The sequence below is a fragment of the Paraburkholderia sp. 2C genome (assembly GCF_054589215.1).
In genome coordinates, this window is the sequence record NZ_BAAILL010000032.1 from 931,758 (window position 1) to 951,689 (window position 19,932).

The following is a 19,932-nucleotide window of genomic DNA, read 5'->3' on the forward strand; positions in this document are numbered from 1 at the left end:
TGCATCGTCAAACCGCACACGTAACCTGCAAGATCGAAGTTGACAAGTTACAAGGCAAGGCTATCATGTCCGCACTCCGTAACCGAGATTAATATAATTTAACGGTTTCACGAATCGCGGTTAACCGGTTAACCGGTTAACGCACGCAACCTGAACAAACCTGCCCAAAGGCCCCGGAGCCCTTCATGTCGACAGCAGATCTGCAGCAAGCCGGATTGCCCGCTATTCCACGTGTCATGACGAAGCGCATCGAAGCCGACGGCGTCGACGTGTTCTACCGCGAAGCGGGCCCCGCCGATGCGCCGGTGCTATTGCTGCTGCACGGCTACCCCACGTCGTCGCTGATGTTCCGCGAACTGATGCCGCGTCTGGCGTCGCGCTATCGCGTGATCGCGCCGGACTTGCCCGGCTTCGGCTTCACGACCGTGCCGGCCGAACGCAACTACCGCCACACGTTCGACAACCTCGCGAAAACGGTCGATGCATTCGTCGCGGCACTGAAGCTGACGCGCTACGCGCTCTACGTGTTCGACTACGGCGCACCGGTCGGCTTCCGGCTGGCGCTTGCGCATCCGGAACGCGTGACCGCGCTGATCTCGCAGAACGGCAATGCGTATGAGGAAGGGCTCGGCGACGCGTGGCAGCCAATTCGCAAATACTGGTCGGAACCCACGGAAGCAAACCGTGCGGTCGTGCGCGATGCGGTGCTGACGCTCGAAGGAACGCGCTGGCAATATGTGCATGGCGTAAAGGAGCCCGATGCAATCGCGCCCGAAACGTACGCGCTGGACACCTTCCTGTTCGAGCGCGGCAACAACAAGGAAATTCAGCTCGACCTGTTCCTCGATTACGCATCGAACCTGAAGCTGTACCCAGCATTCCAGAAGTTCTTCCGCGATTTCCGCCCACCGACGCTCGCCATCTGGGGCAAGCACGATCCGTTCTTTATCCCACCGGGCGCGGACGCCTATCGGCGCGACAATCCGCAGGCAACGGTCGAGATGCTCGACACCGGGCATTTCGCGCTCGAAACGCACGTCGACGAAATCGCGATCGCGATCGACAAGCTGCTCCGAACAATGTCCGCGTGAGCGGCGCGGGCCGCGCCGGAATCGGCAGCGGCCTGTGTTCCGCTAGCGGTTTTCCTCGCGCGGTTTCTCGTGTTCCCGCTCGGCATCGGAAAGGTGGGGCCGCAGCTTTTTCTGTTCGTCGTTTTGATCCGCGTTATCCGGCCGATTCTCGACAAACGGCGAATCGGTATCGGTGCCGCCCGAGCGCAGCGCACCGCGCGCCTCTTCCGCAAGCTGCTCATAACGCTTGCGAAACCGCGTCAGATCCTTTTCGCCGAGCTCTTCGAGGTCGAGCAGGGCGTTATGCGCGCCCGATAGCGCGCGTATCAGTTCGTCGAGCTTGATCTGCATCGCCGCGGTGTCGCGGTTCTGCGTGTTCTGAATCAAAAACACCATCAGAAACGTGACGATCGTGGTGGACGTGTTGATCACGAGTTGCCATGTGTCACTAAAGTGAAACAACGGGCCGCTCGCGGCCCACACCACCACCAGCACGACCGCGATCGCGAACGTAACCGGCCTGCCCGCCATGGTCGAGAGCGCGGTCGAGAATTGCGAAAACCAGTTTTTGGTCACGAGATACCTCTCATCGGCAAGACGAAAACCAGGTGTCCGCTCATGCCTCGCATATTATGTGCCGGGCCGTCCGTTGCGGCGCAGCATTGCGGCGCATGCACGCGTATCGAAGCGCCGCGATCGCCAGGGCATGAAAAATTTCCGCTTGCCTATGTCGATATGGCGGTGGCCTACTCGTCGTCGTGATGAAGCCACGGTGTCCGGTGACGCTTCGCTACCCTATTCATTTTTCATCGATAGACAGGAGCCACGACTATGTCCAAGCCAGCCACAAGAACTATCCCCGAAGGCATGCACTCGCTGACCCCGCATATCGTCTGCGCCGGCGCGGCCGATGCGATCGATTTCTACAAAAAAGCGTTCAACGCGGTCGAACAGGTCCGGATGCCGGGGCCAGGCGGCAAACTGATGCACGCATCGCTGAAGATCGGCGATTCGACGCTGATGATCGCCGACGAAATGCCCGAATGCGGCGGTGGCCTGGGCCCGAAAGCGCTGAAGGGCTCGCCCGTCACGATCCATCTCTACGTCGACAATGTCGACGCAACCATTGCGCAGGCGGAGAAGGCCGGCGCGAAGGTCACGATGCCCGCTGCCGACATGTTCTGGGGCGACCGCTATGGCCAGCTCGAGGATCCGTTCGGGCACCGCTGGTCGGTCGCGACGCACAAGGTCGACCTCTCGCCTGAGGAAATGCAGGCGGCGATGCAGGAGATGATGAAGTCGCGGCAGTGAGCGGCGCGCGGCGGCTCTATCGATAAATGCAGGGCGGCGGCGCGTGACGTGAGCGCCGCCGCTGCCGCCTCGTGAGCGAAACCGCCCGCGAGGCGATTCGATCCGATCAAACGATCGAGCAATTGAACGATCAATCCCAGGCAAGCAAAGGAGGCTCGATGGACAAGATTGCCCCATGTCTCTGGTTCGACGGCCAGGCCGAAGAGGCGGCGAAGTTCTACGTATCGGTGTTCAGGAACAGCCGCATCGTCGAGACGTCGTACTACAACGACGCTGTCCCGAGTCAGACCGGCAAGGTGCTGACGGTGACGTTCGAGCTCGAGGGACGCGAATTCGTGGGCCTCAACGGCGGACCGCAGTACACGTTCTCGCCGGCCATCTCGATGTTCGTCAAATGCGAAACGCAGGCGGAAGTCGACACGTTGTGGGACAAGCTCGTCGAAGGCGGCGCACCGGTGCAATGCGGCTGGCTGACCGACCGCTACGGGGTGTCCTGGCAAATCGTGCCGACCATCATGCTCAGCATCCTGCAGGACCAAGACCGCGAGAAATCGAAGCGCGCCATGCAAGCGATGATGAGCATGGTGAAGCTCGATATCGCGGCGCTGCAAAAAGCATACGACAGCCGCTAGCGCGTGGCGCGTTCGTATTGATAGGTGGCCGCCGGCGCAACACGTCTACCGCAAACCGACGCGGCCTTCACCGCTCAATGACGGCACCACGGCGTCGCCGCACGCGCAACGCATATAAACCATTGGCTTATATGCAGCGCAAAAAAATCCCCGGCATAATCAGCAAACCGATTCACCGGTGTCGCGCAGTACGCGAAGTCGCATCTTCAGCGTGCGAGCGCCCGGCATGATCACGCGGTGTGTGCCGCGTTTCCGTCCGTATCGACCGGCGGCATATGACCGCCCGATGAACCCCGCAATTCGAAGCATCGCATCGCCCCACGCGTCGGCCTGGGGCGAGCGGGCAGCGTGCCCGCTTTTTCATGGGCCGGCACGCGGTTCTCGTCAGTAGTTTTTCACCAGCACGGAGCTAATAGATGAATACGGTCACGACCAAAGACGGCGCTCAGATCTTCTACAAGGATTGGGGCAGTGGGCAGCCGATTGTCTTCTCGCATGGCTGGCCGCTCGATGCCGACGCGTGGGATCCGCAATTGCTGTTTTTTGTGCAACAGGGCTTTCGCGTCATCGCGCACGACCGCCGCGGTCACGGCCGCTCGTCGCAAACGGCGAACGGCAACGATATGGATACGTACGCGGACGATCTCGCCGCCGTCATCGAGCATCTCGACCTGAAAGACGCGGTGCTCGTCGGACACTCGACGGGCGGCGGTGAGGTCGCGCACTACATCGGCCGTCACGGCACGAAGCGTGTCGCGAAAGCGGTGCTGATCGGCGCGGTGCCGCCGCTGATGCTGAAGACGGAGAAAAACCCGGGTGGCCTGCCGAAGGACGTGTTCGACGGCATTCGTAAAGGCGTCGCGGACAACCGTTCGCAGTTCTACAAGGACCTCGCGTTGCCGTTCTTCGGCTACAACCGTCCGGGCGCGAAGGTCTCGCAGGGCACGATCGACGAGTTCTGGCGGCAGGGCATGAGCGGCGGCATCGTCGGCCACTACGCGTGCATCAGGGAGTTCTCGGAAGTCGACTACACGGCGGATCTGCAGAAGATCGACGTGCCGACGCTGATCCTGCACGGCGACGACGACCAGATCGTGCCGATCGACGCAGCCGGCCGCCTGTCGGCGAAGATCGTCAAGAACGCGACGCTGAAGGTGTATCCGGGTGCGCCGCACGGCATGTGCGTGACGCAAGCGGACAAGGTGAACGCGGACCTGCTCGAGTTCATCAAGGGCTGAGCCCGAACCCGGCCGCTGTGCGGTGCAGATGAAGCGAGGCGGGAGAAGCGCCTCGCTCGCCAAGGCGTGCCCGTGATGTGCGCATCAGCGCGATGGCATGGTCGTGCCGCCGGCCGCCCCGCCGCGTTGCGCCTCGATCAAGTCAGCAAGTTTGCGTTGCTGGTTTCCGCGCGCATCGAAGTTCGCCGGCTCGAGCCATGCATCGAAGCCCGCGCGAATGGCGGGCCATTCGCTGTCGATAATCGAAAACCACGCGGTATCGCGATTACGCCCGTGAACCACGATGGCCTGACGGAAAATCCCCTCGAACGTGAAACCGAAACGCAACGCGGCGGTTCGCGACGGCGCATTGAGCGAATCGCACTTCCATTCGAAGCGGCGATAACCAAGCGTGTCGAACACGTAACGCATCAGCAGATAAATCGCTTCGGTGGCGGCGCGGGTTTTCTGCAGCAGTCGCGAGAACGTGACGAAGCCGACTTCGATCACGCCATTGCTCGCGTCGATGCGCATCAGCGCGAGCGTGCCGACCGCCTTGCCTGTCGCCAAGTCGATCACCGTGTAATGAAACGGGTCCGCCATCGCGGCAATGCGCGCGAGGTGCGCGCGGAACGCGTCGAGCGAATCGAATGGTCCCACGCTCAGATAGGTCCAGTCGCGCGCATCGGGCGCCTGCCCGTACGCGTCGTACAGTTCATCCGCATGCCGCTCGGCATCGAGGCGCTCGAGCCGGCAGTAGCGGCCCGTCAGCGTCGAGCCGTCGGGCTTTGACACGCCTTGCCAGTTTGCGAGCGGCAAGCCGATCGGCTGACCGAATTCGTTGGTTCTCTGCCGCACATTCTTCTCCTCGACAGCGCCGGCCGCGAAGCCGGCGCTTGCAGGGTGTGATTGTCGAGTCAGAAGTATGCCCGTAACACGCAGCATCGAGTTGAACGCTTACAGCTGGATCATCCCGCCATCGATCACGATCTCGGTGCCGACGATAAAGCCCGACTCCGGCGACGCCAGATGCAGCACGGTCGACGCGATTTCGCTTGAATGGCCGAAGCGGCCGAGCGGAATCTGATTGCGAATCTGCTCCCGCGTATCGTCATCGAAACCAAGCTTCGTATGCAGCGGCGTCGTGACCGGGCCCGGGCTCACCACATTGACGCGCACGCCGCGCGGCAGCAGCTCGGCCGAAAGCGTCTTCGCGAGCGAGATCAACGCGGCCTTGCTCGCCGCATAAACCGACGACGACGGCATGCCGATGTGCGCATTGACCGAACCGTTGAGCACGATCGAGGCGCCTTTATTGAGCAGCGGCGTCAGCGCCTGGATCTGGAAATACGGACCTTTGACGTTGATGTTGAACGACTCGTCCCACATCGATTCCGCGACGTCCGCGAATGCAGCGAACTTCGCGACGCCGGCGTTGATGAACACCGCGTCGAGCCGCACGTCCTCGTTGGCCAGACGCTCTGCGAGTTCGCGCGCCCCGGCGGCCGAGCCCGCGTCATTGCGGATGGCAAGCGCCGTTTCGCCGAGCGTCTGCGCAGCCGCGGCGAGCGAAGCTTCGTCGCGACCGGTAATGACCACGCGCGCGCCTTCGGCCGCAAAAGCCTGCGCAGTGACGAGGCCCATTCCGCTGTTGCCGCCGGTCACGAGTACGGTCTTTCCTTCAAAGCGATTCATGATGTTCTCCTATGAAACTGCGTTCGATGTGAAGGGAATTGTGGTCGTCGGGACGTGGAATGACGTGCGAACAGGTTGGCGCTCTTGTTCGAAGGAATTGGATATGTTTGCCGGCGTGAATTTTCGGCTGCAAATGGCGGGGCGATCGCGAAGCCGACCTTTTCCGCACGTACAATGCATACTGGCGGCAGTGGTGTAGCACCCGTGATGACCGACGAACCGAAAGAGGGACGATATGGAAATTGATCCGACCGAGTGGTTTCCGTTAGACGAATACAAGCCGGTGCGTGAGGGATGGTACGAAGTGCAGCTGGCGAGCGGCGAAACGGCATTCGCGCGTTTTGCCGAGGGCGAGTGGACCGAAAAGCCGCCGCTCGTGTTTACGCACTGGCGCGGCTTGAGCAAAGACCCCGCGACGAGCGGCGAAACCGAAGGCATCGGCGCCGAAGTGGCGGCGGCCGAAGGCGTACGGGCGGTCTGGAACGCATTCTTCCCGGGTTCAGGCGGCGATGCCCACAAGCCGCTCGAATCGGCGCACGACGAGCAGCCCACGAACGGGCCACATTGATCCGGTCGGCTGGTGTACAGCACGAAGCAGCGGGCGGGTAGCGCAATGCGCGGCCCGCTGCACTATCAGAAAATCGTGCGGATCGACACTGTATAAGTGGTCGAAATTACCGGCGCGGTCGTCGTTGCAGCAGACGCCGCGCGGAACGGCCTGGCTTTATCGGCGCAGTGCCGCTTTAAACTTCCTTAAACCCGATCGGTCGCAGCGCGGTCTTCGCTTGGCTCCTGCGCTTGCGGCTCGTGCGGCGACCCCGTGCGCAGCAGGAAAGCACCGAACGCCGCGGCCAGCGCGGCGAAGATCGCACCGAACAGGAACGCGATGTGATAGCCGTCCGTCAGCGCGGCGCGCGCATCCTGGGTCGTGCCGAGCTCACCGGTCTGCGCGGCCGCGAGGCTGGCGAGCACCGCGAGACCGAGCGCGCCGCCCATCATGAACGACGTATTGACGATGCCGGACGCTAGCCCCGAGTCGCTGGGCTCGACGTCGTTCATCGCGGCAAGCAGCACCGGGTTGAACGCGACGCCGGCGCCGATGCCGAGCAGCATCATGCCGGGTAGCACGTCGACCACAAACTGACCGGCAACTGGCGCGCGCGCAAACAGCAGCAGCCCGAGCGCCGCGAGCAGCAGACCCACGCCAATCGGCCGGCGGATACCGAAGCGCATCACAATGCGCGCGGAAAGCCCAAGCGAAAAGACCGCCATGATCAGATTTGCCGGCAAAAAGGCAAGCCCGACCTGAAACGGCGCGTAGCCGAGCACGCGCTGCATATACAGCGCCGAGATAAAGAACCACGCGAACATCGCGGCGGCCCACAACACACCGATCGCGTTGGCTGTCGACACATTGCGCATGCGGAACAGCGCGAGCGGCATCAGCGGATGCTGCACACGCGCCTCGATTGCAAGGAACACGGCAAGCAGCACGATCGCGACGCCGATCAAGCCGAGTGTGTGCGCGGACGTCCAGCCTGCTTCGTTACCGTTGACGATCGCATAGACGGCGAGCATCAGCGACGCGGTCACCGCGATGGCGCCCGCGACGTCGAGCCGCTCGCCGTGCGCATGACCGCGGCCCGCGGGCAGCAGCGTCACGCACAACGCATACACGGCGATGCCGATTGGCAGATTGACGAGAAAAATCCAGTGCCAGCTGAGCAGATTCGTCAGGAGTCCGCCAAGCAGTACGCCGATGCTGCCGCCGCCCGCGCAGACAAAGCCGTACACGCCCATCGCCTTGGCGCGCTCGTCAGGTTCGGTGAACAGATTCATGATTAGCGACAGCGACACCGCTGAGACGACAGCGCCGCCGAGACCCTGCACCGCGCGCGCACAGACCAGCATGACCTGTGAGTTCGCGAGGCCGCACGCAAGCGACGCCAGCGTGAATAACGTGATGCCGGCGAGAAACAGCGTGCGGTGTCCGTACAGATCGCCCAAGCGCCCACCGAGCAGCAAGAAGCCGCCGAACGTGAGCATGTAGGCATTGACGACCCACACGAGTGATGTCTCGGAGAAGCCGAGATCGGCTGCGATCGAAGGCAATGCGACATTCACGATGGTCGTGTCGAGCACGATCATCAGCACGCCGAGGCAAAGCACGACAAGTGCCAACCAACGGGCGCGCCCTTCGATATTGTGGGTCATGCGACGGTCTCCATTCGTTATGCGTAATTCTTCGTTTGAAGGAAAACCGACAGTCTAGTACCGGGTATGTGTCGTGTTCAACCGTGCGCTTTGGCCAATGCAATGAGCGCGGTCATCGGGCGCGGTGATCAACCGCGCCCGCGCGAGAGGCCTGCGTTATTCCGGCAGTTTGCGGAACCCGATCGCAAAGCGGTTCCAGCCATTGATGGCATTGATCAGCAGGGTCAGGTCGACGAGCTCCGCTTCGCTGAAATGCGGCTTGACCGCTTCCCACACGTGATCGGGCACATGGTCGTGCGACACGAGTGTCAGCGCTTCGGTCCATTCGAGCGCGGCGCGCTCGCGGTCGGTAAAAAACGGCGTTTCGCGCCAGACGACGACGGTGGCGAGTCGCCGCTCGGTTTCGCCGCCTTTGCGCGCGTCGGTGCTATGCATGTCGACGCAAAATGCGCAGCCGTTGATTTGCGACGCACGCAGCCGCACGAGTTCGACGAGCGGTTTTTCGAGGCCGCTTTTGCCGATGCGCTCTTCGAGCGCGAGCATGGCCTTGATGGCGTGCGGGTTGGCTTTATAAAAGTCGAGACGCGATGTCATGCTTCACTCTCCCTGATGAGCGTGCGCTGCGATTGCGCAACACACGAAGATTAGGCGAGGAACGCGTCCCGGACCACTACTTCACCGCACCGAGTGCAAGACCTTTGACGAGATATCGCTGCAGCCACGCGAACACGACCGACACCGGCAGCGTCGCACACAGCGTAGCGGCCATCACGAGATGCCATTCGACGGTGTATTTGCCCGCCACCATATCGGTGACCTGCACGGTCAGCGTCTTGTTTTCCGGCGAGCGGATCAGCGTATAGACCACCGCGAACTCGTTCCACGCATTGATAAACGTGAAAATCGCGGTCACCACAATGGCCGGCACCGCGAGCGGCAGAAACACCTTGAATACCGCGCGGGTCCGGCTGCAGCCTTCGAGCCACGCCGATTCTTCGAGATCGCGCGGCACCGTCGCGAAATACGACGACAGCATCCACACCGCAAATGCGATATTGAACGCCGCATATGACACGATGACGCCGATCTTCGAATCGACAAGGTTGCCGTCGCCGTAAGGGATCATCGCCGCAAGCCGGAACAGACCGACTACGAGCAGGATAGGGGACAGCATCTGGGTGACGAGCAGAAACTGCCGGTACACGCTGCGGCCGCTGAACGGAAAGCGCGCGAGCGCATACGCGGCGGGCAGACTGACCGCCAGCGCGAGCAGCGTCGACAGGCAGCTGATCACCGCGCTATTGCGCAGCGCAACACCGAAGTTTGCCGCGTCCCACATATCGACAAAATTCTGCCAGTGCCAGTGCACCGGCAACCAGCGCGCCGGATAGACGAACACTTCCTGCGCGGGCTTCAACGCGGTGAAAAACATCACCGCGAACGGAAACAGCACGACCACGACGAGCGGCGACAGCGCGAGCCAGCACCACAGCGAGCGTTTCATTTTCGTGTTCATGCGGCGTCTCCTTCCTTTTGCGGCTGCATGCGCAGATACGCGATCGAAAACACGAACAGCATCACGAGCATGATCAGCGACACCGCGGCCGCCTGACCCGGCCGGCCGAGCCGGAAGCCGAGTTCGTACAGATAGGTGACGAGAATATGCGTGCCGTTGTCGGGGCCGCCTTGCGTCATCACCCAGATAATCGGGAACGAGTTGAACACATAGATCACGTTCAACAGAATCGCCATATTGATAAACGGCCTCAGCAGAGGCAGCGTCAACTGGCGGAATTGCTGCCAGGCGCTTGCACCGTCGATGCGCGCGGCTTCATAGATATCGCCGGGCACGGACGACAGACCGCCGAGCAGGATCGTCACGGTAAAGGGAATCGACACGAGAATGCCGACCGCGATTTCCACCGGAAACGCGAGCTCGGGCGTCGCGAGCCAGTGAATCGGACCACCGATCAGCCCGAGGCGCTGCAGCGTCACGTTGACCATGCCGTAGTCGTCGTTGAACGCCCAGCGCCAGACCACGGCGGTCATGGTCAGCGAGACGGACCACGGCAGCATCACGATCGTGCGCGCGATGCCGCGGCCGTGAAAATCCTGGTTCAGCACGAGCGCCACCGGCACCGAAAACAGCACGGTGCCGCCGACCACGCACGCGGTCCACACGAGCGTGCGGCGCGTCGCGTCGAGAAATACCGGGTCCGAGAACACGGTGTAGAAATTCTGCAGTCCGTTGAAGTCGCGAATCGCGCCGAAGCGCGAGACATCGTGGACCGACTGATACACGATGTTGAAGATCGGGTAGCTGATGATAAACAGCGCCAGGATCAGGCTGGGCGCGATCAGCAGCCACGGCGTGGTCATGCGCGGCGAAACGGACCCGGAGGCGCGCAGCGCGGCGGGTGCGGAAGCGGAGGCGGGACGGCTCATGCGTGCTCGTGTTCGGTCAGAAATGCGCCGGCCGCGAGGCCGGGTACGGCATGACCTGTGCCGCCGGCGAGCGGCGGCACAGGTCCAAGGACGTCGACGCCGCGTGCGCGCAAAGCATGCGATGCGGCGTCATGGTGAGTGGCTTACTGGCCCGGCGCTTATTGGCCCAGAGACTTGTCGGCTTCGTTTGCCGCCTGCTTCAGCGCATCAGCCGGTTTCGCCTTGCCCAGATACACCGATTGCATCGCGTTCGTCACAGCCTTCGCGGTGTCTTCCCAGCCGGTGATGGTCGGCGCGAAGTGCGCGGTCGGCAGCAGTGCGATAAACGCCTTCGTGTCCGGATCGGCGAACGCCGGGTCGGCCGCTTCGGCCTTGGTGGTCGGCAGGAAGCCCTCGGTGCTCGTGAACTCGACGCGCGGCTCTTTCGTGAACAGATAGTCGAGGAACTTCCACGCGCTCTTCTTCACCTTCGAGTTCTTGAACATCACGATCGAATCGGTCACGGCGTACGTCGCTTCCTTCGTGCCGACCGGCAGCGGATCGATGCCGTACTTGAGGTTCGGCGCTTCCTTCTTGATCTGCTTCGCGAGGAACGGCGCGGAAATCACCATTGCCACGCGGCCCTGCTTGAAGAGGTTTTGCACGTCTTCACGGCTGTAGCCGGTTACGCCCGGTTGCGTGAGGCCTTCGTCGATCATCGTCTTGTAGAGCGTCGCGGCCTTGATGCCGGCCGGCGAATCGAACGCGGCCTTGCCCTTGGCGACCACGTCGCCGCCGTTGGTCCACAGCGCGTAGTAATAGTAGACGTCCGTTTCGATTTCCTTGCCCTGCAGGCCGAAGCCGGCAATGCCCTTCGCCTTCAGCTTCTTCGACGCGTCGATCACGTCGTTCCACGTCTTCGGGCCGTTCGGATAGCCGACGCTCGCGAGCAGATCCTTGTTGTAGTAGAGCGCACGGGCCGAAGCGGCGATCGGCAGGCCGTAGGTCTTGCCGTCGATCTGGCCCGGAGCCAGGAACGGACCGATGAAGCGGCTCTTGAAGCTCGCGTCCATGTAGCCGTCGAGCGGCTCGGCCACGCCGTCCTTCACGAAGTCGAGCAGCCAGCGCGTACCGACGATGGCGAGATCCGCGTTCGCGTTGCCGGAAATGTCCGTTTGCAGTTTTTGCTGCAGCGTGTCCCAGTTCACGTCTTCGATCTTGATCGTCGTGCCGGGATTCGCCTTTTCAAACTGGCGCGCCATTTTCTCGAAGTACGGTGCCGTCTGGTCGCTGTAGTGCGCGACCGTGACACGGACCGTGTCGGCCTGCGCCGCAATGGCGACGCCTGCCAGTGTGAGCGCGACGGCGAGCTTGCCGAGCGCGAGGGATGCACGTGCATGCAACGACATTTTCCTATCTCCTGGGTGGTCTGCTGCCGTCGCCGGCCGCTTTGGGGTAAATTGTTTGAAAAAATCCTACAGGACGAAAAAAATAATGTCACGTAGGGATGCCGATAATTTTTCGAAGCCGCCTCATTTGCATAAGATCCTGTAAAGATGGGCTTTTTGTTGCGACATGGGTCAACGTCCGAGCGCATGGGCCCGGCGGCTTCAACTGGCTTTCTTCTGTCTCCGGGATCTCATATGTTGGAAATTTACATGGCCTCGGGCATGATTCAGACGGCATAAAAAGCGCGAGGATGAACGGATGAAACGTGTAGTTCTGGTGACGGGCGCGTGCGGCGGCATCGGCGGCGTGCTGACAAGACGCTTCGTCGAAGCGGGCGATCACGTGCTGGCGCTCGATCGCAAGGCGGAACCGCTCGCGGCGCTTGCGAATGAACTCGGCGCGGCGCAGGTGACGCCGCTTGCGGTCGATACCGGCGAAGCCGACGCGGTGCGCGATGCGGTTGCGCGCGCAACCGTCGCGACCGGTCCGGTCGACGTGGTCGTCGCGAACGCGGGCTCGGCCGAAGGCCTGACGCTTGCGAAGACCGACGCGGCCGCATGGCAGCGCGACGTGCATTCGAATCTGAACGGTACGTACCACACGGTTGAAGCGGTGCGCGCATCGATGATCGAGCGGCAGCGCGGCGCGATCGTGCTGATTGGCTCGGTCAACGGCATGGCGATGCTGGGCCACCCGGCGTACAGCGCGGCCAAGGCCGGCTTGATCAGCTATACGAAGGCGCTCGCGGTAGAGCTGGGCCGCTACGGCATCCGCGCGAACATCGTTTGCCCCGGCACCGTGAAGACGCCGGCGTGGCAGGCGCGCGTCGACAAGAATCCGCAGGTCTTCGAGAACCTGAAGAAGTGGTACCCGCTGCGCGACTTCGCGACGCCCGACGACATCGCCAACGCGGTGCTGTTTCTCGCATCGCCGCTGGCGCGCGTGATTACGGGCGTGGCGTTGCCGGTGGACGGCGGCCTGATGGCGGGCAACCGTCTGATGGCCGAGGAATTGACGCTCGAATCGCTATAAGCGTAAGCGAGCGAGCGAGCGGGCGCGGCGCGCACGGCGGCTGCAAGCAGCAACAGGCAAAGGCAAAAGCTGGCTGACAACGACGAGGACAGCATGGCAGCAGTGCAACTGAGCGGCATTTACAAGCGATATGGCGACACCCAGGTCGTGCACGGCATCGACCTGCATATCGACGACGGCGAGTTTGTCGTGCTGGTCGGCCCGTCGGGCTGCGGCAAGAGCACGCTGATGCGGATGGTCGCCGGGCTCGAGGAAATCAGCGGCGGCGAGCTGACGATCGGCGGCACGCGCGCCAATGCGCTGGCGCCGCAGCAGCGCAATATATCGATGGTGTTTCAGAGCTACGCGCTCTACCCGCATCTTTCGGTGTACGACAATATCGCGTTCGGCCCGCGCATTCGCAAGGAATCGGCGTCGGCGTTCAAGCCGCGCATCGAAGCGGCCGCGAAGATGCTGAACCTGAGTGGCTATCTGGACCGCCTGCCGCGCGCATTGTCGGGCGGCCAGCGGCAACGTGTCGCGATGGGCCGCGCCGTTGTGCGCGAGCCGGCGCTGTTCCTGTTCGACGAGCCGTTGTCGAATCTCGACGCCAAGCTGCGCGTGCAGATGCGCACCGAAATCAAGGCGCTGCATCAGCGGCTCAAGAACACCGTGATTTACGTCACGCACGACCAGATCGAAGCGATGACGATGGCGGACCGCATCGTGGTGATGAACGCCGGGCGCATCGAGCAGATCGGGCGTCCGCTCGAGCTGTACGACCGGCCGGGCAATCTGTTCGTCGCGAGCTTTCTCGGCTCGCCGTCGATGAATTTCGCCGAAGGCGAGGTCGTGGCCGGCGACAGTGGCCTGACGCTGCTGCTCGCCGGCGGCGAGCGCATTCCGCTGACAGGTCAGCAGCTGCAGCCGGGCGCGAAGGTGACGCTAGGCGTGCGGCCCGAGCATGTCGAAACGTGCGCCGCGCAGGACGGCATTCCGATGACGATCGAGGTGATCGAGCCGACCGGTGCGGAAACGCATCTGTACGGCACGGTCGGCGGCAATACGTGGTGCGTGACGACCCGCGAGCGTGCGGCGCTCGAGCCCGGCCAGCGCATCGCGCTGCGGCTGCCGGCTGAACATCGGCATCTGTTCGAAACGGAGAGCGGACGCAGGATCGTCTAACGCCGTGCGTCGCGCAGACCGCTTTGCATGCGTTGCACGGCGGGTCGCGCGGCGCGGATTGCTGACCTTGAACCCAAGAGGAACACGCGGGTGTCCGCAGCGAATCTGATTCCCCATATCCGCGATGCGCTGCCGTCGCTGCGGCCCGCGGAGCGCAAGGTCGCCGACATGGTGCTGGCCGACGTCGACTTTGCGATGCGCGCGAGCATCACCGAGATCGCGCAGCGCGCGGAGGTCTCCGAGCCGTCGGTCACGCGCTTTTGCCGCGCGGTCGGCGCACACGGGTTGCGCGACTTCAAGATGCGTCTCGCGCAAAGCGCTGCGGGCGGCATGCCGTACGAGTCGCAGGCGGTGGCGCGCAACGACGACATCCAGACGCTATTCGACAAGGTAGGCGAAGCGGCGATCGAAGGTTTGAGCCATGCGCGCAGCGCGCTCGACCCGGTGGCGGTCGAAGCGGCGCTTGCCGCGCTGACGAGCGCGCGACGCATCTATTTCTTCGGCGTCGGTGCGGGTTCGGGGCTGGTCGCGCAGGACGCCGCGCTGCGTTTGCTGCGCCTCGACCTTGCCGCGAGTGCCTTCACCGATGCGCATCTGCAACGACTATACGCAGGCCTGATGGAACCGGGCGACGTGGCGTTTGCGATTTCGCATTCGGGGCGCAGCGTCGAAGTGAACGAAAGCATCCAGATTGCGAAGGAGCGCGGCGCAACGACGATCGCGCTGACCAACGTCGGGTCGCGGCTCGCGTGGCTCGTCGATATTCCGCTGCTGCTGCGCGCGCCGAACGCGGTCGAGCCGCATACACCGGGCGTGTCGCGCCTCGTGCACCTGTGCATAGTCGACGCGCTCGCAATCGGCATTGCATTGCGGCTCGGACCGAAAACGCTCGAAAAGATGCGCGAGGCGGGCGCGCGCGTTTCGCACGAGCCGGAGGCGGCGGGCGGCGATCGTCAGAGCTGACATTTGCTTGCGCGCACCGGTATTTTTGAAGACTGGACAAGCGCTTGCATTACTAAAACAATCTATATTGCAAGCATAAATACAACGCTTACTCCGACGCGATCCCATCCCCCGCCTTTCCGCATTCGCGGACCGCGCCATGGCACTACGTAACGCGCTGCGTCTCTCGCAGATAACCGGTCGTTAACCCTTAAGGGGAAGCCATGTCCACGTCACCGCTCTACGATAGCGACACGCCGCACGGATTGGATGGGACCACTGAGCAAGCCGACGCACGGCTGCATAACCGCGACCTCGCGCCGGTTCCGCATGATAAACGCACGTGGACCGGTTACAGCATCTTCGCGATGTGGATGTCCGACGTGCACAGCGTCGGCGGCTATACGTTCGCAGCAAGCCTGTTTCTGCTCGGCATTTCCGGATGGCAGGTGCTGCTTGCGCTGGCGGTCGGCATTCTGATCGTCTATGTGCTGATGAACTGGGTCGGCAAGCCGAGCTACGTGCACGGCATTCCGTTTCCGGTGATGGCGCGCGTCAGCATGGGCGTGATGGGGGCGAACCTCGCGGCGGTGATTCGCGGGGTGGTCGGTATCGTCTGGTACGGCGTGCAGACGTATTTCGCCTCGAAGGCGGTGGCGACGCTGCTCGTGCTGTTTATTCCCGCGTCGGTGTCGCTCACGCAGGTGAGCTTCATGCGCCTCGATGGCCTTGGCTGGGTCAGTTTCCTCTTTATGTGGATCTTCCAGCTGATCATTTTCCAGCGCGGCATGGACACGATCCGCAGATTCATCGACTTTTGCGGGCCTGCGGTCTACGTGGTGATGTTCGTGCTGATGGCGTGGATTCTGTCGCAGGCGGGGCTGGGCAGCCTGAGCCTCACGCTCGGAGGCAAGGAGTTGAGCGGAGGCCAGCAACTCGCTTCGATGGGCAACGCGATCCTGCTGGTCGTGAGCTATTTCGCGGCGCTGCTGCTCAATTTCGGCGACTTCTCGCGCTTTGCGAAAAGCGAGCGGCAGATGAAGGTCGGTAATTTTCTCGGGCTGCCGGTGAATTTCATTGTCTTCGCGATCATCACGGTGATCGTGACGTCGGGCAGCGCAACCGTGTTCGGGCAGATGATCATGGACCCGGTTGCGATCGTCGCGCACATCCAGAACAAGGTGGCGGTGGTGATCGGCAGCGTGACGTTTATCGTCGCGACAATGGGCATCAACATAGTCGCCAATTTCGTGTCGCCCGCGTACGACATCGCGAACCTGTTCCCGAAGCATGTCGATTTCAAGCGCGGCGGGCTGATCGCGTCGATCCTCGCTGTGCTCGTCTGCCCATGGATTTTTGTCGACAGCGCGAAGGCGATCACGATTTTCGTCAGCGTATTCGGCGCCGTGCTCGCGCCGCTTTACGGCGTGATGATGGCCGACTTCTATCTCGTCAAGAAGCAGCAGGTGCAAACGGCCGAGCTGTACACGATGTCGCCGAAGGGCCGTTTCTACTACGACGGCGGCTGGAACAGGATGGGCGTGATTGCGCTGATTGTCTCGGGCTGCATCTCGATCGGCTGGGAGCTGTGCACGCAACTGCTGCATGTGCTGCCCGAGAACAATTTCGGCTGGCTGATCGGCGCGATTGCCGGCGCGCTCGCTTATGTCGCGTTGATGCGTGCGGCAAGGCGTGTTTAGCGTCCGGCGTTCGACTTCCGGGCGTCGCGCCATGTGCGAGTGTTCGGTGGGCACATAGATTGCATTGACGGCCAAAAACCGGTAGCCTGACTCCGATATACGAAGTCGGAGTGACGAATGGCGCACATCAGTACTGGAGTCGAATACGGGCTGCATTGCCTGCTTTACCTGACGGAGCCCGGAGGCGTGAGCGAAGCGAGCGTCAGGGATCTCGCCGAATGGCAGGGTGTTCCCGTCGACTATCTGGCCAAGCTGTTCACGAAGTTGCACAAGGCTGGCCTCGTGATCGCCACGGAAGGCGCAAAGGGCGGCTTTGCGCTCGCGCGTCCGGCCGATCAGATTTCGGTGCTCGACGTCGTGCTGGCGGTGGACGGCGACAAGCGCCTGTTCGATTGCAAGGAAATTCGCGAACGCTGCGCGATATTCGACGATGCGCCGCCTGGCTGGGCAACGAGCGGCGTGTGCGCGATTCATTCGGTTATGCAGCAGGCCGAAAAGCGGATGCGCGAGTCGCTCGCGTCACAAACGCTGGCGGAAATCGCCGGCCGTGTGTTAGCCAAATCGCCACGCGCGTTTGCACCGCAGGTGGTCAAGTGGTTCGAAGCGCGTGCCGCGAACCGGCGGCGCGATCGGAACGGGGCCGGTTCGAGCTGAAGCGGCCGTTTCCACAACGTTTTTGTCTTACGCCGCTTCTAGTGCTTCTAGCGCTTCCACGCCGGGCCGCGCATATTCCGAGGCCGCCCATTCGGCGGCGACACCACCCAGTTCTTCCTTTGCGCGCACGAGAGCCGCAGTGCGCGCTTCCTGATCGGAGAACTGCAGCGGCTGCGCATCGACAAAGCGCGGCTCGTCCACACCGACAAACCTGAACGCCGCCTTGAGCGCGGGCGTCAGCGCATCCATTGACGAATACGGATTGCCCGGCCGCAGGTCAGAGCCGCGCGTCGTAATGAACAGCGTTTTCTGCCGCGTTAGCTGACCGATAAGCTCACCGTTCTTCGCCTTTTTATAGGTCACATCGGTGCGTGTGATGTTGTCGATAAACGCCTTGAATGTGGAGGGCATCGACCAGTTGTACATCGGCATCGCAAACAGGAATGCGTCCGCCGCGAAAAGCCGCTTGCACAGCGCATCCGACGCGGCGAGCGTCGCTTTCATCTCAGGCGTGCGCTCGTGTTCGGCGCGGTACGTTGCCACGGCGAACGCCTGCGTGACGTGGTCCGGCGTATCGACCGACACGTCCAGATAGTCCACTTCCACCTCTACGCCTTGCGAGCGCAGGCTTTCGATGAAAAATCGCGCCAGGGCGCGCGAATTGGACGTTTCGCGCTTCGCGCTCGCGTCGACATGGAACAGTTTCATGTTGACCTCTCCAATATTCGGCCATTCGCCGCTCGACTATGACTCAGCCATGATTTAACTACGACTTCATATATCGTAGTTTAAAATCGTAAAGCAGGCTTTGCTTTTTTGCAAGCCTGTGTGCAACACACTCTTCCTGGAAATCGCTCTAATAATCTTTGACTTAGCTGACTAAGATTCGCGACTGATTCCAGAAAAACGGTCAAATCGATGTCTACCGATACGTCTTGCAACAATGTGCCCATTACGGAACGGCGTGTATCCGCATGGCGCTATATCTTCGCGGGCCTGTGCGCCAGCCTTGTCAGCATCGGGCTGGCGCGCTTCGCGTACACGCCGCTGCTGCCGCCGTTGATAGAGGCGCACTGGTTCGCGACGTCCGATGTCGTCTATCTCGGCGCGGCAAACCTGATGGGCTATCTGGTCGGCGCAATCGCCGGCCGGCCGCTTGCGCGCCATCTGACAAATGGACATACGCTGCGCGCGATGATGGTGCTCGTCACCGCCGCGTTCTTTGCGTGCGGCTTTCCCGTTTCCGTCATATGGTTCTTCGGGTGGCGGCTGCTGTCGGGCGTGGCCGGCGGCGCGGTGATGGTGCTCGTGGCCGCGACCGTGATGCCGCATGTGCCCGGCGAACGCAGGGGCCTCGTGGGCGGCGCGATGTTTCTTGGGCTTGGGCTCGGCATTGCCGGGTCGGGCACGGTGATTCCGCTGCTGCTCAATCTCGGACTGAGCCAGACGTGGTTCGGCCTCGGTGTGATATCGGCCGTGCTGACGGCGGCTACATGGACCGCCTGGCCGTCGGCTCGCGCGCATGCCGCTGTGGTGCACGCCCACGCGCAAGCCGCCGCGCCGCATCAGCCTGGCGGCGCCGCAGTGCGTATGCTGTTTGCGCAATATTCGTTGATGGCTTTCGGCGTGGTGCCGACGATGGTGTTTCTCGTCGACTTCATCGCGCGCGGGCTCGGCGCGGGCACCCACGTCGGCGCGCTGTACTGGAGCCTGTACGGCGTCGGCGCAATTGCGGGGCCGCCGCTATACGGCTGGCTCGCCGACCGGCTGGGCGGCGTACGCGGCATGCGGTTCGTGATGCTGGCGCAGGCCGTATTCGCGGCGCTGCTGGCGGCGTCGAGCAACCGCATCGCGATTGGCGTGCTGGCCTTGTTGATCGGCAGCTTTCCGCCTGGCATCGTGCCGCTGATGCTCGCGCGCGTGCATGAAGCGATACCCAATCACGCGCAGCAGAACGTCGTATGGAGCCGCCTGACGATTATGTTCGCGGCGTTTCAGGCGGCGGCCGGCTATATCTGTTCGTCGATTTTCAACGGCAGCGGCGGCAGCCATCGAGTGCTGTTTGCGATTGGCGCGGCAGCGTTTTTTATGTGCGTGATCGTCGACCTGGCGGGTTCGAGGTTTGGGCAGCCGGCGGACGCGAAATGAAAGAAGAGACGCCAGGCTGCGCGTCTCTTCCGTCGCATCAAGTCACATCACTCGAGCATCGTTCGCGCGCTGTTTGACTCGTCAGTCCAACGCCGAAGCCGGCCCAAAGAACTCATACCGTGCCTGCGCCGCCGGCACGCCGAGCGTGGTCAGATGCTTCTTGATTGCCTTCATGAACGCTTTCGGCCCAAGGAAATACACATCGACATCGCTCGAAGCCGGCATGAATTCACGCAGCCGCGCTTCGTCGAGATAGCCCGCGGCGTCATGCGCGCTGTCT

Annotated in this window: 20 protein-coding genes and 1 pseudogene; 11 read left to right on the top strand and 10 right to left on the bottom strand. The window is 62.5% G+C overall.

The features are described from left to right. Window positions 1-185: 185 nt before the first annotated feature. Window positions 186-1,091: an alpha/beta fold hydrolase gene (locus ACYPXD_RS12375; RefSeq protein WP_459711343.1), complete on the top strand. Its 906-nt coding sequence runs from the start codon at window positions 186-188 to the stop codon at window positions 1,089-1,091. Window positions 1,092-1,133: 42 nt separating this feature from the next. Here the strand turns inward: ACYPXD_RS12375 and ACYPXD_RS12380 are convergent, their stop codons facing one another. Next, entirely contained in the window at window positions 1,134-1,646 is a 513-nt protein-coding gene (locus ACYPXD_RS12380; protein WP_459711346.1) for a low affinity iron permease family protein, read from the bottom strand. A 255-nt stretch (window positions 1,647-1,901) separates the two neighbouring features. Here ACYPXD_RS12380 and ACYPXD_RS12385 point away from each other — a divergent pair, with 255 nt between their 5' ends. From ACYPXD_RS12385 to ACYPXD_RS12395, 3 genes are all read left to right on the top strand, one after another. Continuing rightward, window positions 1,902-2,381, top strand: coding sequence for a VOC family protein (locus ACYPXD_RS12385; RefSeq protein WP_459711350.1), 480 nt, complete (start codon window positions 1,902-1,904; stop codon window positions 2,379-2,381). A gap of 158 nt (window positions 2,382-2,539) precedes the next feature. Continuing rightward, window positions 2,540-3,013, top strand: coding sequence for a VOC family protein (locus tag ACYPXD_RS12390; RefSeq protein WP_459711353.1), 474 nt, complete (start codon window positions 2,540-2,542; stop codon window positions 3,011-3,013). Between the two features lie 416 nt (window positions 3,014-3,429). Further along, on the top strand, window positions 3,430-4,251 hold the full coding sequence (locus ACYPXD_RS12395) for an alpha/beta fold hydrolase (protein ID WP_459711355.1): 822 nt from the start codon (window positions 3,430-3,432) through the stop codon (window positions 4,249-4,251). An 84-nt stretch (window positions 4,252-4,335) separates the two neighbouring features. On the opposite strand, the gene ACYPXD_RS12400 is transcribed toward ACYPXD_RS12395, so the two are convergent. Continuing rightward, window positions 4,336-5,088, bottom strand: coding sequence for a GNAT family N-acetyltransferase (locus ACYPXD_RS12400; RefSeq protein ID WP_459711358.1), 753 nt, complete (start codon window positions 5,086-5,088; stop codon window positions 4,336-4,338). 99 nt (window positions 5,089-5,187) lie between these two features. Beyond that, complete coding sequence (locus ACYPXD_RS12405; protein ID WP_459711361.1) at window positions 5,188-5,925, bottom strand: SDR family oxidoreductase; 738 nt, start codon at window positions 5,923-5,925, stop codon at window positions 5,188-5,190. Between the two features lie 235 nt (window positions 5,926-6,160). Between ACYPXD_RS12405 and ACYPXD_RS12410 the strand changes: the two genes are divergently transcribed. Then, complete coding sequence (locus ACYPXD_RS12410) at window positions 6,161-6,493, top strand: hypothetical protein (RefSeq protein ID WP_459711363.1); 333 nt, start codon at window positions 6,161-6,163, stop codon at window positions 6,491-6,493. A 185-nt stretch (window positions 6,494-6,678) separates the two neighbouring features. Here the strand turns inward: ACYPXD_RS12410 and ACYPXD_RS12415 are convergent, their stop codons facing one another. The 5 genes from ACYPXD_RS12415 to ACYPXD_RS12435 form a co-directional block, all read right to left on the bottom strand. After that, the gene (locus ACYPXD_RS12415; RefSeq protein WP_459711365.1) at window positions 6,679-8,139 is read right to left on the bottom strand and encodes a DHA2 family efflux MFS transporter permease subunit; all 1,461 of its coding nucleotides are present in this window, start codon (window positions 8,137-8,139) and stop codon (window positions 6,679-6,681) included. A gap of 156 nt (window positions 8,140-8,295) precedes the next feature. Next, the gene (locus ACYPXD_RS12420; RefSeq protein WP_459711367.1) at window positions 8,296-8,733 is read right to left on the bottom strand and encodes a carboxymuconolactone decarboxylase family protein; all 438 of its coding nucleotides are present in this window, start codon (window positions 8,731-8,733) and stop codon (window positions 8,296-8,298) included. Between the two features lie 76 nt (window positions 8,734-8,809). After that, the gene (locus ACYPXD_RS12425; RefSeq protein ID WP_459711369.1) at window positions 8,810-9,655 is read right to left on the bottom strand and encodes a carbohydrate ABC transporter permease; all 846 of its coding nucleotides are present in this window, start codon (window positions 9,653-9,655) and stop codon (window positions 8,810-8,812) included. Continuing rightward, complete coding sequence (locus ACYPXD_RS12430; RefSeq protein WP_459711372.1) at window positions 9,652-10,584, bottom strand: carbohydrate ABC transporter permease; 933 nt, start codon at window positions 10,582-10,584, stop codon at window positions 9,652-9,654. Before ACYPXD_RS12430 ends, ACYPXD_RS12425 begins: the two co-directional genes overlap by 4 nt. A 158-nt stretch (window positions 10,585-10,742) precedes the next feature. Beyond that, window positions 10,743-11,972 (bottom strand): ABC transporter substrate-binding protein, encoded by a 1,230-nt coding sequence (locus ACYPXD_RS12435; RefSeq protein WP_459711374.1) that lies wholly within the window; start codon window positions 11,970-11,972, stop codon window positions 10,743-10,745. A 298-nt stretch (window positions 11,973-12,270) separates the two neighbouring features. Here ACYPXD_RS12435 and ACYPXD_RS12440 point away from each other — a divergent pair, with 298 nt between their 5' ends. The 5 genes from ACYPXD_RS12440 (at window position 12,271) to ACYPXD_RS12460 (ending at window position 17,504) form a co-directional block, all read left to right on the top strand. Further along, complete coding sequence (locus ACYPXD_RS12440) at window positions 12,271-13,044, top strand: SDR family oxidoreductase (RefSeq protein WP_459711376.1); 774 nt, start codon at window positions 12,271-12,273, stop codon at window positions 13,042-13,044. A gap of 93 nt (window positions 13,045-13,137) precedes the next feature. Beyond that, window positions 13,138-14,208: an ABC transporter ATP-binding protein gene (locus tag ACYPXD_RS12445; RefSeq protein WP_459711378.1), complete on the top strand. Its 1,071-nt coding sequence runs from the start codon at window positions 13,138-13,140 to the stop codon at window positions 14,206-14,208. Window positions 14,209-14,298: 90 nt separating this feature from the next. Further along, on the top strand, window positions 14,299-15,171 hold the full coding sequence (locus tag ACYPXD_RS12450) for an SIS domain-containing protein (protein WP_459711380.1): 873 nt from the start codon (window positions 14,299-14,301) through the stop codon (window positions 15,169-15,171). A 203-nt stretch (window positions 15,172-15,374) separates the two neighbouring features. After that, on the top strand, window positions 15,375-16,850 hold the full coding sequence (locus tag ACYPXD_RS12455) for an NCS1 family nucleobase:cation symporter-1 (protein WP_459711383.1): 1,476 nt from the start codon (window positions 15,375-15,377) through the stop codon (window positions 16,848-16,850). Window positions 16,851-16,967: 117 nt separating this feature from the next. Continuing rightward, complete coding sequence (locus ACYPXD_RS12460) at window positions 16,968-17,504, top strand: RrF2 family transcriptional regulator (protein WP_459711385.1); 537 nt, start codon at window positions 16,968-16,970, stop codon at window positions 17,502-17,504. Between the two features lie 27 nt (window positions 17,505-17,531). Here the strand turns inward: ACYPXD_RS12460 and ACYPXD_RS12465 are convergent, their stop codons facing one another. Beyond that, the gene (locus ACYPXD_RS12465; RefSeq protein WP_459711387.1) at window positions 17,532-18,212 is read right to left on the bottom strand and encodes an FMN-dependent NADH-azoreductase; all 681 of its coding nucleotides are present in this window, start codon (window positions 18,210-18,212) and stop codon (window positions 17,532-17,534) included. A 210-nt stretch (window positions 18,213-18,422) separates the two neighbouring features. Here ACYPXD_RS12465 and ACYPXD_RS12470 point away from each other — a divergent pair, with 210 nt between their 5' ends. After that, window positions 18,423-19,652, top strand: coding sequence for a YbfB/YjiJ family MFS transporter (locus ACYPXD_RS12470; protein ID WP_459711389.1), 1,230 nt, complete (start codon window positions 18,423-18,425; stop codon window positions 19,650-19,652). An 81-nt stretch (window positions 19,653-19,733) separates the two neighbouring features. Here the strand turns inward: ACYPXD_RS12470 and ACYPXD_RS12475 are convergent. After that, window positions 19,734-19,932: pseudogene (locus ACYPXD_RS12475) on the bottom strand (NO-inducible flavohemoprotein); the annotation flags it as partial.

Excerpts from the sequence above, each read along its gene's own strand:
- ACYPXD_RS12425 (WP_459711369.1), bottom strand. The coding sequence starts at position 9,655 with ATGAACACGAAAATGAAACGCTCGCTGTGGTGCTGGCTCGCGCTGTCG.
- ACYPXD_RS12395 (WP_459711355.1), top strand. The coding sequence starts at position 3,430 with ATGAATACGGTCACGACCAAAGACGGCGCTCAGATCTTCTACAAGGAT.
- ACYPXD_RS12415 (WP_459711365.1), bottom strand. The coding sequence starts at position 8,139 with ATGACCCACAATATCGAAGGGCGCGCCCGTTGGTTGGCACTTGTCGTG.
- ACYPXD_RS12405 (WP_459711361.1), bottom strand. The coding sequence starts at position 5,925 with ATGAATCGCTTTGAAGGAAAGACCGTACTCGTGACCGGCGGCAACAGC.
- ACYPXD_RS12410 (WP_459711363.1), top strand. The coding sequence starts at position 6,161 with ATGGAAATTGATCCGACCGAGTGGTTTCCGTTAGACGAATACAAGCCG.
- ACYPXD_RS12470 (WP_459711389.1), top strand. The coding sequence starts at position 18,423 with ATGTCTACCGATACGTCTTGCAACAATGTGCCCATTACGGAACGGCGT.
- ACYPXD_RS12390 (WP_459711353.1), top strand. The coding sequence starts at position 2,540 with ATGGACAAGATTGCCCCATGTCTCTGGTTCGACGGCCAGGCCGAAGAG.
- ACYPXD_RS12445 (WP_459711378.1), top strand. The coding sequence starts at position 13,138 with ATGGCAGCAGTGCAACTGAGCGGCATTTACAAGCGATATGGCGACACC.
- ACYPXD_RS12440 (WP_459711376.1), top strand. The coding sequence starts at position 12,271 with ATGAAACGTGTAGTTCTGGTGACGGGCGCGTGCGGCGGCATCGGCGGC.
- ACYPXD_RS12435 (WP_459711374.1), bottom strand. The coding sequence starts at position 11,972 with ATGTCGTTGCATGCACGTGCATCCCTCGCGCTCGGCAAGCTCGCCGTC.
- ACYPXD_RS12455 (WP_459711383.1), top strand. The coding sequence starts at position 15,375 with ATGTCCACGTCACCGCTCTACGATAGCGACACGCCGCACGGATTGGAT.
- ACYPXD_RS12385 (WP_459711350.1), top strand. The coding sequence starts at position 1,902 with ATGTCCAAGCCAGCCACAAGAACTATCCCCGAAGGCATGCACTCGCTG.
- ACYPXD_RS12460 (WP_459711385.1), top strand. The coding sequence starts at position 16,968 with ATGGCGCACATCAGTACTGGAGTCGAATACGGGCTGCATTGCCTGCTT.
- ACYPXD_RS12465 (WP_459711387.1), bottom strand. The coding sequence starts at position 18,212 with ATGAAACTGTTCCATGTCGACGCGAGCGCGAAGCGCGAAACGTCCAAT.
- ACYPXD_RS12430 (WP_459711372.1), bottom strand. The coding sequence starts at position 10,584 with ATGAGCCGTCCCGCCTCCGCTTCCGCACCCGCCGCGCTGCGCGCCTCC.
- ACYPXD_RS12375 (WP_459711343.1), top strand. The coding sequence starts at position 186 with ATGTCGACAGCAGATCTGCAGCAAGCCGGATTGCCCGCTATTCCACGT.
- ACYPXD_RS12420 (WP_459711367.1), bottom strand. The coding sequence starts at position 8,733 with ATGACATCGCGTCTCGACTTTTATAAAGCCAACCCGCACGCCATCAAG.